The sequence below is a fragment of the Blautia sp. JLR.GB0024 genome (genome assembly GCF_037000545.1).
Lineage (GTDB): Bacteria > Bacillota > Clostridia > Lachnospirales > Lachnospiraceae > Blautia > Blautia celeris.
In genome coordinates this window covers 219,148-234,706 of sequence record NZ_JBANBF010000006.1, presented here as the reverse complement: position 1 = coordinate 234,706, position 15,559 = coordinate 219,148, and the positions used below count along the sequence as shown (strand labels likewise).

15 protein-coding genes are annotated in these 15,559 nt (G+C 47.0%); 11 read left to right on the top strand and 4 right to left on the bottom strand.

Annotated features, from left to right (window positions below; genetic code table 11):
* The first annotated feature begins 56 nt into the window (after nt 1-56).
* The 3 genes from rny to xerD all read left to right on the top strand — a co-directional run bounded on the left by rny (nt 57) and on the right by xerD (nt 3,479).
* A complete protein-coding gene (rny, locus tag V8Q34_RS15770) occupies nt 57-1,616 on the top strand; it encodes a ribonuclease Y (protein ID WP_033141166.1) in 1,560 nt (519 codons plus the stop codon).
* A gap of 193 nt (nt 1,617-1,809) precedes the next feature.
* A complete protein-coding gene (locus V8Q34_RS15765) occupies nt 1,810-2,379 on the top strand; it encodes a stage II sporulation protein M (RefSeq protein ID WP_033141165.1) in 570 nt (189 codons plus the stop codon).
* A gap of 215 nt (nt 2,380-2,594) precedes the next feature.
* A complete protein-coding gene (gene xerD / locus V8Q34_RS15760) occupies nt 2,595-3,479 on the top strand; it encodes a site-specific tyrosine recombinase XerD (RefSeq protein ID WP_033141164.1) in 885 nt (294 codons plus the stop codon).
* A 146-nt stretch (nt 3,480-3,625) separates the two neighbouring features.
* Here the strand turns inward: xerD and V8Q34_RS15755 are convergent, their stop codons facing one another.
* Together V8Q34_RS15755 and V8Q34_RS15750 are read right to left on the bottom strand one after the other, a co-directional pair.
* Nucleotides 3,626-4,657, bottom strand: a complete 1,032-nt coding sequence (locus V8Q34_RS15755) for a 3-deoxy-7-phosphoheptulonate synthase (protein WP_033141163.1) — start codon at nt 4,655-4,657, stop codon at nt 3,626-3,628.
* A 246-nt stretch (nt 4,658-4,903) separates the two neighbouring features.
* The gene (locus V8Q34_RS15750; RefSeq protein ID WP_335835880.1) at nt 4,904-6,235 is read right to left on the bottom strand and encodes a polysaccharide biosynthesis protein; all 1,332 of its coding nucleotides are present in this window, start codon (nt 6,233-6,235) and stop codon (nt 4,904-4,906) included.
* A gap of 162 nt (nt 6,236-6,397) precedes the next feature.
* Here V8Q34_RS15750 and V8Q34_RS15745 point away from each other — a divergent pair, with 162 nt between their 5' ends.
* The 5 genes from V8Q34_RS15745 to V8Q34_RS15725 all read left to right on the top strand — a co-directional run bounded on the left by V8Q34_RS15745 (nt 6,398) and on the right by V8Q34_RS15725 (nt 10,372).
* Nucleotides 6,398-6,853: an RrF2 family transcriptional regulator gene (locus V8Q34_RS15745; RefSeq protein WP_033141180.1), complete on the top strand. Its 456-nt coding sequence runs from the start codon at nt 6,398-6,400 to the stop codon at nt 6,851-6,853.
* A gap of 12 nt (nt 6,854-6,865) precedes the next feature.
* Nucleotides 6,866-8,059 carry a cysteine desulfurase NifS gene (nifS, locus tag V8Q34_RS15740; RefSeq protein ID WP_033141161.1) on the top strand — a complete coding sequence of 398 codons (1,194 nt, stop codon included), beginning with the start codon at nt 6,866-6,868 and terminating at the stop codon, nt 8,057-8,059.
* Nucleotides 8,060-8,094: 35 nt separating this feature from the next.
* Complete coding sequence (gene nifU / locus V8Q34_RS15735) at nt 8,095-8,532, top strand: Fe-S cluster assembly scaffold protein NifU (RefSeq protein WP_033141160.1); 438 nt, start codon at nt 8,095-8,097, stop codon at nt 8,530-8,532.
* A complete protein-coding gene (mnmA, locus tag V8Q34_RS15730) occupies nt 8,532-9,608 on the top strand; it encodes a tRNA 2-thiouridine(34) synthase MnmA (RefSeq protein WP_033141159.1) in 1,077 nt (358 codons plus the stop codon). The genes nifU and mnmA overlap by 1 nt, the downstream gene beginning before the upstream one ends.
* 140 nt (nt 9,609-9,748) lie before the next feature.
* Nucleotides 9,749-10,372 (top strand): GNAT family N-acetyltransferase, encoded by a 624-nt coding sequence (locus V8Q34_RS15725; RefSeq protein ID WP_256139321.1) that lies wholly within the window; start codon nt 9,749-9,751, stop codon nt 10,370-10,372.
* 16 nt (nt 10,373-10,388) lie between these two features.
* Here the strand turns inward: V8Q34_RS15725 and V8Q34_RS15720 are convergent, their stop codons facing one another.
* The gene (locus V8Q34_RS15720) at nt 10,389-11,189 is read right to left on the bottom strand and encodes a histidinol-phosphatase HisJ family protein (RefSeq protein WP_033141157.1); all 801 of its coding nucleotides are present in this window, start codon (nt 11,187-11,189) and stop codon (nt 10,389-10,391) included.
* 208 nt (nt 11,190-11,397) lie between these two features.
* On the opposite strand from V8Q34_RS15720, the gene gap reads away from it, so the two are divergent.
* From gap to tpiA, 3 genes are all read left to right on the top strand, one after another.
* The gene (gene gap, locus V8Q34_RS15715) at nt 11,398-12,417 is read left to right on the top strand and encodes a type I glyceraldehyde-3-phosphate dehydrogenase (protein WP_033141156.1); all 1,020 of its coding nucleotides are present in this window, start codon (nt 11,398-11,400) and stop codon (nt 12,415-12,417) included.
* 105 nt (nt 12,418-12,522) lie between these two features.
* Nucleotides 12,523-13,716: a phosphoglycerate kinase gene (locus V8Q34_RS15710; protein ID WP_335835879.1), complete on the top strand. Its 1,194-nt coding sequence runs from the start codon at nt 12,523-12,525 to the stop codon at nt 13,714-13,716.
* 63 nt (nt 13,717-13,779) lie between these two features.
* Nucleotides 13,780-14,529, top strand: a complete 750-nt coding sequence (gene tpiA, locus V8Q34_RS15705; protein ID WP_033141154.1) for a triose-phosphate isomerase — start codon at nt 13,780-13,782, stop codon at nt 14,527-14,529.
* Nucleotides 14,530-14,590: 61 nt separating this feature from the next.
* On the opposite strand, the gene V8Q34_RS15700 is transcribed toward tpiA, so the two are convergent.
* Nucleotides 14,591-15,493: a radical SAM protein gene (locus V8Q34_RS15700; RefSeq protein WP_442893851.1), complete on the bottom strand. Its 903-nt coding sequence runs from the start codon at nt 15,491-15,493 to the stop codon at nt 14,591-14,593.
* Nucleotides 15,494-15,559: the final 66 nt, after the last annotated feature.

Sequence of the window (15,559 nt, the reverse complement as noted above, 5' to 3'; positions counted from 1 at the left end):
GTATAAAATTAAACTGTTGTATTTGTACAATGAAAACTAAATAAGGAGGTGCTCCTGTGGCAATCTATGTAATAGTTGCAATTGTTGCTGTGGTAATCACGCTGCTGATTGCAGTTCCTGTTACAGCCAACATTTCAGTTAAGAAAAAAACTGAAAAAGATGCTGAGACGATCGGAACGGCAGAAGTAAAAGCAAGAAGCATTATAGATGAAGCATTGAAATCTGCGGAAACGAAGAAACGTGAAGCTCTCTTAGAAGCAAAAGAAGAAAATCTCCGTACTAAAAATGAGTTGGAGAAAGAGACAAAAGAGAGACGGGCAGAACTTCAGAAGTATGAGAAGCGTGTTTTATCCAGAGAAGAAGCAGTGGACAAGAAGGCTGATGCCCTGGAAAAACGAGAAGCAGATTATACAGCAAAAGAAGCCGAGCTAAAAAAGAAAGAAAAGAAAGTCGATGAATTACATGACCAGAGAGTACAAGAGCTGGAGAGAATTTCCGGCCTGACCTCCGAACAAGCAAAAGATTATTTGTTAAAAACTGTTGAGGACGAAGTAAAAATTGACACTGCCAAGCTCTACAAGGAATTGGAGAGCAAAGCAAAAGAGGAAGCCGATAAGAAGGCCAAGGAATACGTGGTGACAGCCATTCAGAAATGTGCGGCAGACCATGTATCGGAAGCTACAATTTCCGTTGTACAGCTTCCAAGCGATGAAATGAAGGGCCGTATTATCGGTAGGGAAGGACGCAATATCCGAACTTTGGAAACACTTACGGGCGTAGATCTCATTATTGACGATACCCCGGAAGCAGTCGTATTGTCCGGTTTCGATCCGATCCGGCGTGAAGTAGCACGTATTGCGCTGGAAAAACTGATTGTGGACGGAAGAATTCATCCGGCCAGAATCGAAGAGATGGTGGAAAAGGCACAAAAAGAAGTAGAGACCATGATGAGAGAAGAAGGTGAATCCGCAGCCCTGGAAGTTGGCGTACACGGCATTCATCCGGAATTGATCCGTCTGCTGGGACGTATGAAATTCCGCTCCAGTTACGGCCAGAATGCTTTAAAGCATTCTATTGAGGTGGCACAGCTTGCCGGCCTTCTGGCGGGTGAAGTTGGGACAGACATTCGCATGGCTAAACGTGCAGGTCTGTTACATGACATCGGAAAATCCATCGATCATGAAGTAGAAGGTTCCCATATTCAGATCGGTGCTGACTTATGTAGAAAATATAAAGAGTCCCAGGTGGTAATAAATGCCGTGGAATCCCATCATGGAGACACGGAACCCACATCACTGGTGGCTTGCATTGTACAGGCTGCTGACGCGATCAGCGCGGCAAGACCTGGTGCTAGAAGAGAAACTTTAGAAACATATACCAACAGATTAAAACAATTAGAAGACATAACAAACTCTTTCAAAGGAGTGGACAAATCTTTTGCTATTCAGGCAGGTAGGGAAATTCGAGTGATGGTAGTACCGGAACACGTAACAGATTCCGATATGGTACTGCTGGCACGGAATATTTCAAAACAGATTGAAGCTGAACTGGAGTATCCGGGACAGATCAAGGTTAATGTGATTCGGGAGAGCCGCGTAGTAGATTACGCAAAGTAGGCTGGACCGGGAAAGATGTGCAGAATGCTGCGATGATATTTTATATATCACTGCAGATTCTGCACTTTTTTATTGCAGAGAAAGATGGCTGCAGGGCCTGTTTACCCGGGAGCAGCGGCGGAAGAAAAAAGATGTGACAGACAGGAGCGTACTAATCGCAGGGGGCAGGGCATAGAATATATAGGGTGAGATTATGAAAAAATATTTGAATGTGTTTTTCCTCCTGTACTTAGGAGGATTTGTAGTGGGGGTGCTTTGTTGTAATTTTTTGAGGAGTTATGCGGGGTATCAGACCAGTCTGCTGGGGGTCTATCTGGCAGACAGGGCGGCGGGAAGTGTTTCCGGGAGCGGGATCTTTCTGCGGTTGTTTGAGAGAAGAGGTGTCTGGTTTTTGTTGTATCTGATCAGCGGGGTGACGCCTTTTGGGATTCCGCTGGTGCTTGGGGGACTGCTTTGGCTGGGGTTTCTGGGCGGGAATCTGCTGACTGTGTTTTTGATGGAATATGGGATTCGCGGAATCGGGGCCGCGCTAGCCTGCTTTTTCCCTCAGGGGCTTTTTTATGTGCCCTCTGTGCTGCTGTTTTTCTTCTTCATTGTGCAGATGAGCCAGAAGTATTGGGGGAAGGGGATTCGGGTGAAGGCGGACTACAGGGCATACCTTTTTTTTATGACCGGGATTGGTATCTTATTCCTGCTGGCTCTTTTTATGGAAAGTTATGTCAACCAAAATGTGCTGAGTTTTGTAATTGAGAGGTTTTTATAAAAAATTAACAAAATATTAACAATTTCAAATTTACCACATCTGGTAGACATAAATAGAGCTTTTTCGATATGTTGTGGAAATGTAAAAAAAGCCTGAAAAACAAGAAAAACTTTGGAAAAATACGTTTGCTTTTTCTATGGAAGTTGATATATAATTTCATTATGATTTGGAAAGGTATGGCCTTTTACAATTAACTTAACGAGGGATAATCATACATGAAGTGCGAGATTGAAGAGTTTATAGCCTATTTACATAACACCAAAGGCACTTCCAAAAATACAGAAGTATCCTATGAGCGGGATTTGCGTAAGATGGATCAGTTTCTGAGGAACGAAGGAGTGGACAGGGTTCAGGATGTGACTGCCACGAATCTGAATTCTTATGAGATGTATTTGGAGCGGGAGAAGTTCGCTGCTTCCACCATTTCCAGGAGTATCGCGTCTATGCGCGCTTTTTTTCAGTATTGCTGCCAGCAGGGAATGCTTTCGGAGAATCCGGCAGACATATTGAAGGCGCCTAAGATCGAAAAGAAGATGCCTGGGATTCTTACTGTAGAAGAAGTCGATTTGTTGTTGAACCAGCCAAAGGAAAATACAGCCAAGGGTGTCCGGGATAAAGCCATGCTGGAGCTTTTATATGCCACAGGAATCCGGGTCAGTGAGCTGATCGGACTGAAGCTGGAGAATATAAATTTAAAACTGGGATACATCACCTGCGAGGCCAGCGAGAAGGAGAGGGTAATACCTTTCGGAAACGCAGCGAAGAAGGCGGTGAAGGAGTATCTGGAGCAGGCAAGGGAGGAGCTTTTAAGCCATAAGGAAAGCGACTGCCTCTTTGTTAATTGTTCCGGAAAACCTATGAGCCGGCAGGGATTCTGGAAGGTGCTGAAGACCTATGCCTCTTCTGCCGGGATTCAGCAGGATATCACACCACATACGCTGCGGCATTCCTTTGCAGCCCATCTGGTGCAGAACGGTGCGGATCTGAAAAGTGTACAGGAAATGCTGGGACATTCTGATATATCCACCACCCAGATTTATCTGAATATGAATGTGAATAAAATCAGGGATGTGTATCTGAAAGCGCATCCGAGAAAATAGAGGACCTGAAAAGATATGAGTTTTCGGGTTCTTTCTTTTTGGCAGGAGAAACAGGAAAGGCATTTGCCTCCGAGTGTGATGTTCGGAAGCAAATGCCTTTTGTTTTTGAACATCGGAAAGTTCAAAAAGCGTGGCTTTCCGATAATTTAACACAGTTCCGCGATGGTATAGAGGAGTTTCTCTGTCTCCTCCCAGCCAAGGCAGGGGTCTGTGATGGATTTTCCATAGATATGGTCAGGGCCGATCTTCTGGCAGCCGGATACCAGGTAGCTTTCAATCATGACACCTTTTACCAAATGGCGGATATCACGGGATACCAGGCGGCTGTGCAGCACTTCTTTGACAATGCGGACCTGCTGTTCGTATTTTTTGCCGGAGTTGGCATGGTTGGCGTCAATGATGACTGCCGGATTTTCCAGGTCACGGTCATTGTACATTTCCAGAAGAAGCTGCAGATCCTCGTAGTGATAGTTGGGCAGGGTATTGCCGTGTTTGTTCACAGCACCGCGCAGGATGGTGTGGGTGAGGGGATTGCCCTCTGTCTTGACTTCCCATCCTCTGGAGATGAAGTCATGTCCCTGCTGTGCGGCAACCACGGAGTTGAGCATAACAGAGAAGTCCCCGCTGGTGGGATTTTTCATACCCACAGGAACGTCAAGGCCGCTTACCATGAGACGGTGCTCCTGGTTCTCCACAGAACGCGCTCCGATCGCCACGTAGGAGAGCAGGTCAGATAAGTAGTGGTAGTTGTCCGGGTACAGCATTTCATCCGCGGAGCTGAGCCCTGTCTCCTGCAGGGAACGGATGTGCATGTGGCGGATGGCCAGAATGCCTGCCAGTACGTCCGGCTTTGCCTCAGGGTCCGGCTGGTGGAGCATGCCCTTATAGCCCTCCCCTGTAGTACGCGGTTTGTTGGTGTATATACGCGGAACCAGCACCAGACGGTCTTCCACTTTATCCTGAAGCTTTGCAAGGCGGTTGGTGTAGTCACATACAGAATCTTCATTGTCTGCAGAACAGGGGCCGATGATGACAAGGAATTTGTCGGAAGCACCTGTGATGACATCGCTGATCATTTTGTCTCTTTTAGCTTTTATCTGTTTCAACTCTTCGGACACGGGTGCCTGTGCTTTGATCTCATCCGGAGAGGGAAGCTGTTTTACGAATTTGAAACTCATAATTATCTCCTTTGTTTGACTTTCCAGAGCGTGTTTGAAAATTTATTCCGGCAGTCTGTACGCCGCACATCTTGCCGAAAGCAATTTTCAAACACGTTCTAGTTGATTATTATAATACAAAACTTTCCGGTTGTCGACAGTTTTGGGTAATTTTTTGCTTTAAAGCGTCTAAGCGGTAAAGATTAGAACTGCATGGTACGGGAGTCTGTGGGGGTGATCTTTTCCCGGATGCGAAAAGCACCGGGTTTATTCACCCGGCGCTGTTTTCATGTAATCTTTTAAGAAAAGTAAAGTGAGGAGTGTGATTGCCAGTTCACTGATCAAAAGCCCCCACAGATACCCCAGAATACCGAAACGCGGAATCACGAAAAAAACAAAGAGCAGGCGGATGGAGAGGCCTAACAGGTTCTGGGCAAAGTATTTTCCCGTCTCCCCCAGACCGTTTAAGATTCCGCTCAGCGTGCTGGAGAGATACAGGCAGGGGCAGATAAAGGAAAGCGTTTTGATAAAAGTCCCTGCGAACTCATTTTTGAATAAAAACAGCCCCAGAAAATCACCGGAAAAATAAAAAAAGGCGGTGGAGAGGAAACCCAGCAGCAGGCAGTAGCGGGTGGTGGTAAAAATGCTTCTCCGTATATTCTTATAATTCCCCACTGCCTGGTCCTGTGCCACAGAGGGCAGAAGCATGGCTGAGACAGCGTTGGTGATCGCGGAGGGAAACAGTATGAGCGGCAATGCCATACCGTTTAACACCCCGTAGATGGAGAGTGCGGAGGCGCTGTCCATGCCGAAAAGCCGCAGATGCCCGGGGATCAGCACAGACTCCATACTGTGCAGGATATTGATAAAGAGCCGGTTTCCTGTAAGGGGCAGAGACAAAGACACAATGTCCTTTAAATCCTTACCCGGCGCATGGATATTGCTGATTTGGTAATGATACTTTCTGTAATCCCACAGAATGAACAGCAGAGAGAACAGCATGGAGACCAGTTCCCCCGCGAAAAGCCCCACAACAGCCAGCATGGGCGTGAGCGGATGCCCTTCCCCGGTCCACACCAGGTAGAGAAGGTAGGTTGCACTCATGCGCGCTGTCTGTTCCACAAGCTGCGACCAGGCCGGGATTCCTGTCTTCTTCCTGGCCAGATAGTAGCCGTAGGCACAGGAATGAAAAGTTCCCATGGGAATTGACAGGGAGGAGACACGGAGCAGGTCTGTACACTGTTCCTCCAGCAGGATATGTACGGCAAACCAGGAGGCATGTCGGTACAGCAAAAAGGTGACGGCAAAAGATATGGCCATGGACAGGGAAGTGGCGATGAGAAAAATATCACGGGCGCCCTGTTCATCCTTTAAAGCTACCCGGGCAGCCACGAAGCGGGAGATCGCGGTCTGGATTCCTCCGACTGTCAGTGCAAAACAGAGGGTGTGGATGGGAAAGATAAGCTGGTAGATACCCATCCCCTGTGCACCAATTGTCTGCGACAGGAATATTCTATAGAGAAACCCAAGGATTTTTGTAAGGAAACCAGCCAGGGTCAGGATGAGTGTTCCTTTCAGCAAAATATGTTTGTTATCCATAAGAAGTCCTTTATAGTCACTATCCGCAGAGAGAGCAATAGTAACTTTTATAGCCTTTTTCACAATATATTCCAAAAAGTATCTTGACAGAACAGGATAAGAATGATATTCTACAATCAAATCCGAGTAAAACAGTCGGAATTTGAAAAGGATGGTGATGATTTGAAATTATCAACCAAAGGAAGGTACGGCTTGAGAGCTTTGATCGATTTGGCTTTATACAGCGAATCTGAGGCTGTTTCCATACAGAGCATTGCCACACGCCAGAACATTTCTGACAGTTATCTGGAACAGCTGGTGCGCAAGTTAAAGAGTGCCGGGTTGGTAGTGAGCGTCCGCGGTGCACAGGGCGGATATAAGCTTGCCAGACCTGCCGGTGAGATATCCGTAGGGGATGTCCTTCGGGCGCTGGAGGGCAGTCTGGATGCCGTTACCTGTAATGGAGGAGGAGAACATAGCTGCCAGGGTGCGGATTTGTGCGTCACCCGCTATGTATGGCAGCGTATCAATAATAGTATAAAAGAAACTGTAGATTCCATCATGCTGGATCAGCTCGTAGAGGAAAGCCGCAGGATGCGGGATAAGGGGCAGATTCAGGTGCAAAAATGTGACAATTAGGAGAGAGGAATTATGAAGACAACAATATATCTGGATAATGCAGCAACAACAAAAACAGCACAGGAGGTTGTAGATGCCATGCTTCCGTACTTCACAGAGAGCTACGGAAATCCATCCAGCATCTATGAGATCGGACAGAGAAGCAAAGAGGCGATCACAAAAGCCAGAGAACAGATCGCAGAGGTGCTGGGCGCAAAGTCAGAGGAAATTTACTTTACAGCAGGCGGCAGTGAAGCGGATAACTGGGCTTTGAAAGCGGCATTTGAAGCATACAAAAGCAAAGGAAACCATATCATCACCACGAAGATAGAGCATCACGCTATTCTGCACACCTGCGAATATCTGGAAAAACGCGGAGCAAGGGTGACCTATCTGGATGTGGATGAGAATGGTATCGTAAAGCTGGATGATCTCTTAGAAGCCATCACACCGGAGACGATCCTGATCTCCATTATGTTTGCAAACAATGAGATCGGCGCTGTCCAGCCCATCAAAGAGATCGGAATGATCGCCAAAGAACACAATATATTATTCCACACAGATGCGGTACAGGCATTCGGACAGGTCCCGATTCATGTGGATGAGATGAACATTGATATGTTAAGCTCCAGCGGACATAAGATCAACGGACCAAAGGGCATTGGTTTCTTATATATCCGCAAAGGCGTAAAGATCCGCAGTTTTGTACACGGCGGTGCTCAGGAGAGAAAGAGAAGAGCAGGTACAGAGAACGTGCCGGCCATTGTGGGATACGGTGTGGCAGCAGAGCGCGCAGCCAGAACCATGGAGGAGCGTACGAAGAAAGAGATAGAGCTGAGGGATTACTTTATCGGCAGAATCTTAAATGAGATTCCCTATGTCCGCCTCAACGGTGACGCCAAAAGACGTCTGCCGAACAACATTAATGTGAGCTTCCAGTTCATTGAGGGTGAGTCCCTGCTCATTATGCTGGATATGAAGGGAATCGCGGCGTCAAGCGGTTCTGCATGTACCTCCGGATCCCTGGACCCGTCCCATGTACTGCTGGCCATCGGTCTGCCTCATGAGATTGCCCATGGTTCCCTCAGAATGACCATCAGCGAGGAGACAACAAAAGAAGATCTGGACTACACACTGGACCAGATCAAGGAGATTGTAAACCGTCTGCGTGAACTCTCCCCGTTATATGAAGATTTCATAAAAAAACAGAAACAGAACAGAGCGTAAAATCAAAAAAGACAAATTATGGAGGAAAATAAATTATGTACAGCGAAAAAGTAATGGACCATTTTCAGAACCCGAGAAATGTAGGAGAGATTGAAGGCGCCAGCGGTGTCGGAACCGTAGGCAATGCAAAATGCGGAGACATTATGAGAATGTATCTGGATATTGATGAGGACGGAATCATCCGGGACTGTAAATTCAAAACCTTCGGCTGCGGCGCCGCAGTGGCAACCAGCAGTATGGCTACAGAGCTTGTGAAGGGCAAAACCATTCAGGAGGCCCTGCAGGTGACAAATAAAGCGGTTATGGAGGCTCTTGACGGCCTTCCCCCGGTAAAAGTACACTGCTCCCTGCTTGCTGAGGAAGCAATCCATGCAGCACTCTGGGATTATGCGGAAAAGCACGGAATTAAGATCGAGGGTCTGGATAAGCCAAAAAGCGATATTTCTGAAGGGGAAGAAGAGGAAGAGTATTAATGGAAAAAAAGAAGGTAGTTGTGGGGATGTCCGGCGGTGTGGACTCCTCAGTGGCGGCCTATCTGCTGAAGGAACAGGGATATGATGTCATTGGAGTCACCATGCAGATCTGGCAGGATGAGGACAATGCCGCACAGGAGGAGAACGGCGGCTGCTGCGGCCTGAGCGCAGTGGACGATGCCAGAAGAGTGGCGAACATGCTGGAGATTCCCTACTACGTCATGAACTTCAAACATGAGTTCAGAGAAAATGTCATTGACTATTTCATTCAGGAATATCTAAAAGGCCGCACACCCAACCCCTGTATTGCCTGCAACCGTTATGTAAAATGGGAATCTCTTCTAAAAAGGAGCATGGAGATCGGTGCGGATTACATTGCCACAGGCCATTACGCCAAGATCGTGCAGACAGACAGCGGCAGGTATTCTCTGAAAATGTCGGATGCCACAGGAAAAGACCAGACCTATGCCCTTTATAATCTTACCCAGTTCCAGCTTTCACACACGCTTATGCCTGTTGGATTCTATGAGAAGGATGAGATCAGAAAAATAGCGGAACAGATTGGCCTTCCCGTGGCGAAGAAGAAGGACAGCCAGGAAATCTGCTTTGTGCCGGACAAGGACTATGCCGGATTTATCGAGGAGAATACAGAGCATAAGATAGAAGAGGGCAGCTACGTGCTGGCAGACGGTACGGTGATTGGGCGCCATAAAGGGATCACCCATTATACCATTGGTCAGAGAAAAGGCCTGGGCCTGGCAATGGGACATCCTGTCTTTGTGACAGAGATTCGTCCTGAAAGCAACGAGGTGGTGATCGGAGAAAATGAGGACCTGTTCCAAAGAGAACTGATCTGTAACCGGATTAACTTTATGTCCATTCCTGACCTGAAAGAGGACATGCATGTTATGGCTAAAATCCGGTATAACCACAGAGGTGCTTCTGCTGTCATACACAGAGAAGAGGAAGACAAGATTCGGGTGATCTTCGATGAACCCCAGAGGGCCATCACTCCGGGACAGGCAGTTGTCTTTTATGACGGAGAATATGTAGCCGGAGGCGGCATTATTTTATGACATTTTTGGAGTATAAAATTGCCCGGGAGACAGTTTTTGCATGAAGCTGTTTTCCGGGCAGTTTTTTCTTTGGGCCGGTACAGATCGTATGCAGAGCACGCGGCCGAAATATTGGGTTTTAACCGGGAGGTAAGGATTAGATGAATGTGAGAGCAGAAAGACTGGATAATAAAAGCATTCGGTACATATATAAAACCTACATGAAGAAAGATTTTCCAAGGTCAGAACTCAAACCTCTGAAAAGTATTCTGGCGCTGACAGAGAGCGGCAGAGGGGATGGGTATGGGTTCTATGACGGGAATGCACTGGCAGGATATGCGTTTTTGATAAAGGCACCCTCCGGGAGGGCATACCTGATCGATTATCTGGCAGTGCTGCCGTCTGTGAGAGGCAGAGGGTATGGGAGTGCATGTCTTCTGGCACTTCAGTCTATTTTAGATAAAAGAGACATGTACAGCGATAAAGAAGCCGTACGGGAGAACGAGGGGTATATCATCATGGCAGAGACCGAAGACCCATCCTTTGCAGCCCGGGAAGAGGAACTGCAGGTCCGCAGAAGAAGAATCCGCTTTTACGAAAAGAATGGATTTTTTGATTCCCGGAACACCTGCCGCCTCTTTGGGGTGGAATACAGAATTTTAGGAAAGTCCTCCGCTGCAGCCGAAAAAGAGGAGATACAGATACGCTGCAGGGAGGAATTGGACAGCATTTACCGCACTGTCATTCCTAAGATCGTATATGGCAGCCAGGTGATCTGGCTGTAAGATTTCGGAATTTCTCTTACAATGGAAGAAATTCCGGTTTTCTGTTCCTGAAAACCGTATAATAATGAAAACCACATTCCTTTAACAATGCCCCTGCGCGCTCAAAGTCATAGGCTATATGTTCCGGCGCATGAGCGTCAGAGCCAAGGGTGAGGATTTCGCCTCCCAGTTCCCGGTAGCGGCTCAATATCTTTTCCGTGGGATTGGGATGACCGAGACCGTATTTGAACCCCGCGGTGTTGCATTCCAGTCCGATGCCCTTCTGCACCAGAACGCGGAGAATTTCGTCCAGGATATCCCTGTATTTTTCATAGGTATAATACAGGTTGCGGTTGGGGCCGTAGCGAACCACATAGTCAATGTGACCGCATACATCGAAACAGGAGAAGACTTTTAAGTTTTCCAAAAGGCAGGTAAAATAGCTGCGGTATGCCTCCTCCTCGCTGCGGTTTTCAAAAAATATCCTGTCATAGGGGTCACATCCGTCCGCAACATGCACGGAGCCGATGACAAAATCAAAGGGGTAACCGGCTGCGAAGGACGGCAGTTTCCCGGTCAGATGGGGCTGGAGTCCAAGCTCGATACCGAAATTTATCTCTATTTTATCTTCATACTTTTTTCTGAGTTCCAGAAGTTTTTCCCGGTAAGCCGGCATATCCACAAGAAAATCAAATTCTCCTGTGGGAAAATCGAAATCCATATGCTCTGTAAAGCAGACCCGGGGCACATTTCTGTGAATGGCACCGAGGATCATGTGCTCCATAGGAGCTTCGCTGTCGCTGGAAAATGATGTGTGCATGTGATAATCTGCGTACATAGATGACATCTCCTTTTCATTTGCTGCCCTAATTATATAGGAAAGAGAGGGAATTGTACATAAAGAGAATGTAAAACTGGTACGATTTTTCATTTTATGCTTGAATTTTTGTCTCAGATTAGGTACAATATCAAATAGGTTGATGTTTCTTTAACAATCTTAATAGAAACCTCACGGAATACAAACACTTTTAGGAGGAATGAATAACATGGCAGTAAAAGTAGCAATCAATGGATTTGGACGTATTGGACGTCTGGCTTTCAGACAGATGTTTGGAGCAGAAGGATTTGAAGTTGTAGCAATCAATGACTTAACATCTCCGACAATGTTAGCTCACTTACTGAAATATGACTCTACACAGGGAAGATATGCACTTGGCGATACAGTAACAGCAGGTGAAGATTCCATCACAGTTGATGGCAAAGAAATCAAAATCTACGCAAAAGCTAACGCTGAAGAACTTCCTTGGGGAGAAATCGGTGTAGATGTTGTTCTGGAATGTACAGGTTTCTATACATCCAAAGCAAAAGCAGAAGCTCATATCAAAGCAGGTGCTAAGAAAGTTGTTATCTCCGCTCCGGCTGGAAATGACCTTCCGACCATCGTTTACAATGTAAACCATGAGACACTGACAAAAGATGACAACATCATCTCCGCAGCTTCCTGTACAACAAACTGCCTGGCTCCGATGGCAAAAGCATTAAACGACCTGGCTCCAATCAAATCCGGTATCATGTGCACAATCCATGCTTACACAGGCGATCAGATGACACTGGACGGACCGCAGAGAAAAGGCGATTTAAGAAGATCTCGTGCAGCTGCAGTTAATATCGTTCCGAACAGCACAGGTGCTGCAAAGGCAATCGGTCTGGTTATTCCGGAACTGAACGGCAAACTGATCGGATCTGCTCAGCGTGTTCCGACCCCTACAGGTTCTACTACAATTCTGACAGCAGTTGTTGACGGAACTGTAACTGTAGATCAGGTTAACGCAATCATGAAAGAGCAGGCTACAGAGTCCTTCGGATACAACACAGACGAAATCGTATCCAGCGATATCATCGGTATGAAATACGGTTCTCTGTTTGATGCAACCCAGACAATGGTTCTGCCGTTAGACAATGGCACAACTGAGGTTCAGGTTATTTCCTGGTATGACAATGAGAATTCTTACACAAGCCAGATGGTAAGAACAATCAAATACTTCGGAAAATTATTAGAGAAATAATATTACAAATAAAGACTCATTAAGGGGTCCGGTCTATTTTGGACCGGGCTCCTTTTGTCCATTCTGTTATTTAACAAGAACAAATATTAAAGGAGGCATCATCCAATGCTCAACAAGAAATCAGTTGATGACATCAACGTAAAAGGAAAAAAAGTTTTAGTCCGCTGTGATTTCAACGTTCCCCTTCAGGAAGGTAAGATCACAGATGAAAACCGTCTGGTGGCAGCCCTTCCCACTATCAAGAAGCTGATTGCTGACGGTGGAAAAGTAATTCTGTGCTCTCATCTGGGCAAACCTAAGGGAGAAGCAAAACCGGAGTTATCTCTGGCTCCTGTTGCCAAGAGAATGTCAGAATTACTGGGCCAGGAAGTAAAATTTGCAGCAGACCCGGAAGTAGTCGGACCGAATGCAAAAGCTGCTGTCCAGGCAATGAAAGACGGAGATGTTATTTTACTGGAAAATACACGTTACCGTGCAGAAGAGACAAAGAACGGAGAAGCATTCAGCAAAGAGCTGGCATCTCTGTGCGATGTATTTGTAAATGACGCATTTGGTACTGCCCACAGAGCACACTGCTCCAATGTCGGTGTGACTCAGTTTGTAGATACTGCGGTTGTCGGATATCTGATGCAGAAAGAGATCGACTTCCTGGGAAATGCCGTGGACAACCCCAACAGACCGTTTGTTGCAATTCTTGGCGGCGCTAAAGTTTCCAGTAAGATTTCTGTGATCGACAATCTGCTTGATAAAGTAGATACTCTGATCATCGGCGGCGGAATGTCCTACACATTCTCAAAAGCTCTGGGCGGACACATTGGCGTGTCTCTCTGTGAAGACGATTATCTGCAGTATGCACTGGATATGATGAAAAAGGCAGAGGAAAAAGGCGTGAAACTTTTACTGCCGGTGGACAACCGTATTGGTGATGATTTCTCCAATGACTGCAACATCCAGGTTGCAAAACGCGGCGAGATCCCGGACGGCTGGGAAGGCATGGATATTGGACCTGAGACAGAGAAAATCTTCTGTGACGCTGTAAAAGATGCTAAGACTGTTGTATGGAACGGACCGATGGGATGTTTCGAGATGCCGAATTTTGCTCATGGTACAGAAGCAGTTGCAAAAGCACTGGCTGAAACAGACGCTACCACCATCATCGGCGGCGGTGATTCTGCAGCGGCTGTCAATATCCTGGGATATGGTGACAAGATGACCCACATTTCCACAGGAGGCGGCGCTTCCCTGGAATTCTTAGAGGGCAAAGAACTGCCGGGCGTGGCAGCAGCTAATGATAAATAAAAGTAACTGTGAAAACACTGGACAGTTGCAGATAAAGAATAAGTGAAAGAAGGAAATAAAGTCATGGCAAGAAGAAAAATTGTTGCTGGTAACTGGAAGATGAATATGACTCCCAGCGAAGCTGTTGAATTAGTAAACACATTAAAACCTCTGGTAGCAAACGAGGAAGTTGACGTAGTATTCTGTGTACCGGCAATTGATATCCTTCCGGTTGTAGAAGCCTGCAAAGGCACAAACATCCAGGTTGGCGCTGAGAATATGTACTATGAGGAGAAAGGTGCCTACACAGGTGAGATCGCTCCGGGCATGCTCACAGATGCCGGTGTAAAATATGTTGTTTTAGGCCACTCTGAGAGAAGAGAATACTTCGCAGAGACAAGCGAGACTGTAAATAAAAAAATGCTGAAAGCATTTGAGCATGGAATCACTCCGATCATGTGCTGTGGCGAGACTCTGGAGCAGAGAGAGCAGGGCGTGACCATGGACTTCATCCGTCAGCAGGTGAAAGTTGGATTCCAGGGCGTAACAGCAGACCAGGCTAAGACAGCAGTGATCGCTTACGAGCCGATCTGGGCTATCGGAACAGGCAAGACAGCTACCACAGAGCAGGCACAGGAAGTTTGTGCAGGTATCCGTGCATGCATCGCTGAAGTATATGACGAGGCGACTGCAGAAGCTATCCGCATCCAGTACGGCGGATCCGTAAATGCCAAGACAGCTCCGGAACTGTTCGCTCAGAACGATATTGACGGCGGCTTAGTAGGCGGCGCTTCCCTGAAACCGGAATTCGGACAGATTGTGAACTACAAATAATATGTAACAGCAGAAAGAAAGCCTTCCACGGTAAACACGGGGAAGGCTTTTTTGACGCTGTCTATATCCCCTCCAGATCAAAGGGCGGGGTGTATTCCTCTTTGGCACTGCTTTTTTCCTGCATATATCCGTCTGTGAGCCCAAGACGGACAGCCTCCTCCAGTACGCTCTCGTATTCATAAGTTGTGATCCTGCGGTTGATCTCAGGATACCCGCTGCTTTTATAGAATGGGGTAAACTGGCTCAGCAGGCTGATGAGATAGTGGTTGTCCGGAAGATTTTCCTTGATCCAGTGCAGCAGCCGAATGGAATCTTTTCGACAGCCGGGGAGGACCATATGGCGGATGATGACACCGCTTTTCAAAAGTCCGTTATCGTCAAATCTGGGAGCACCTGTCTGCTCTATCATATATGGTATGGCTTTGGACGCGGCGGAAAAATAATCGGGGGCCATGGAGTAGCGCATGGAGAGCGCGGAATCATAATATTTTAGATCCGGCAGATAAATATCCACATAATCCCTGAGGCGTGCCAGGGTTTCCGGTTTTTCATATCCTCCGCAGTTGTACACAACGGGAATATGCAGGCGGTCCTTTACCCTGTCAAGGGCAGGCAGGAGGGAAGGCAGGTACTGGGTGGCTGTCACCAGATTGATATTGTGGGCACCGGCATCCTGCAGTTCCAGGAAGATTTCGGACAGCCTCTCCTCTGTGATCTCCTTTCCAAAGCCTTCACTGCTTACGGAATAATTCTGGCAGAAACAGCAGCGGAGCGTACAGCCCGTAAAAAATACAGTGCCGCTGCCGTTGGTGCCGCTGATACATGGCTCTTCCCAGTGGTGCAGGGCAGCTCTTGCGGCCGTCAGCCTGTCGGTACATTGACAGTAACCTTTACGCAAATGACGGTCTGCATGGCAGTTCCTTGGGCAGAGTGAACAATTTTTATATTCGTCAGGCTGGTTCATCAGCGATTTTCCTCCAAACATTTCAAATCTCTTCCAAAACTGTTTCGTTTTATTAACATCATAATG

Excerpts from the sequence above, each read along its gene's own strand:
- V8Q34_RS15765 (WP_033141165.1), top strand. The coding sequence starts at position 1,810 with ATGAAAAAATATTTGAATGTGTTTTTCCTCCTGTACTTAGGAGGATTT.
- xerD (WP_033141164.1), top strand. The coding sequence starts at position 2,595 with ATGAAGTGCGAGATTGAAGAGTTTATAGCCTATTTACATAACACCAAA.
- V8Q34_RS15755 (WP_033141163.1), bottom strand. The coding sequence starts at position 4,657 with ATGAGTTTCAAATTCGTAAAACAGCTTCCCTCTCCGGATGAGATCAAA.
- V8Q34_RS15750 (WP_335835880.1), bottom strand. The coding sequence starts at position 6,235 with ATGGATAACAAACATATTTTGCTGAAAGGAACACTCATCCTGACCCTG.
- nifS (WP_033141161.1), top strand. The coding sequence starts at position 6,866 with ATGAAGACAACAATATATCTGGATAATGCAGCAACAACAAAAACAGCA.
- nifU (WP_033141160.1), top strand. The coding sequence starts at position 8,095 with ATGTACAGCGAAAAAGTAATGGACCATTTTCAGAACCCGAGAAATGTA.
- mnmA (WP_033141159.1), top strand. The coding sequence starts at position 8,532 with ATGGAAAAAAAGAAGGTAGTTGTGGGGATGTCCGGCGGTGTGGACTCC.
- V8Q34_RS15725 (WP_256139321.1), top strand. The coding sequence starts at position 9,749 with ATGAATGTGAGAGCAGAAAGACTGGATAATAAAAGCATTCGGTACATA.
- V8Q34_RS15720 (WP_033141157.1), bottom strand. The coding sequence starts at position 11,189 with ATGTACGCAGATTATCACATGCACACATCATTTTCCAGCGACAGCGAA.
- gap (WP_033141156.1), top strand. The coding sequence starts at position 11,398 with ATGGCAGTAAAAGTAGCAATCAATGGATTTGGACGTATTGGACGTCTG.
- V8Q34_RS15710 (WP_335835879.1), top strand. The coding sequence starts at position 12,523 with ATGCTCAACAAGAAATCAGTTGATGACATCAACGTAAAAGGAAAAAAA.
- tpiA (WP_033141154.1), top strand. The coding sequence starts at position 13,780 with ATGGCAAGAAGAAAAATTGTTGCTGGTAACTGGAAGATGAATATGACT.
- V8Q34_RS15700 (WP_442893851.1), bottom strand. The coding sequence starts at position 15,493 with ATGAACCAGCCTGACGAATATAAAAATTGTTCACTCTGCCCAAGGAAC.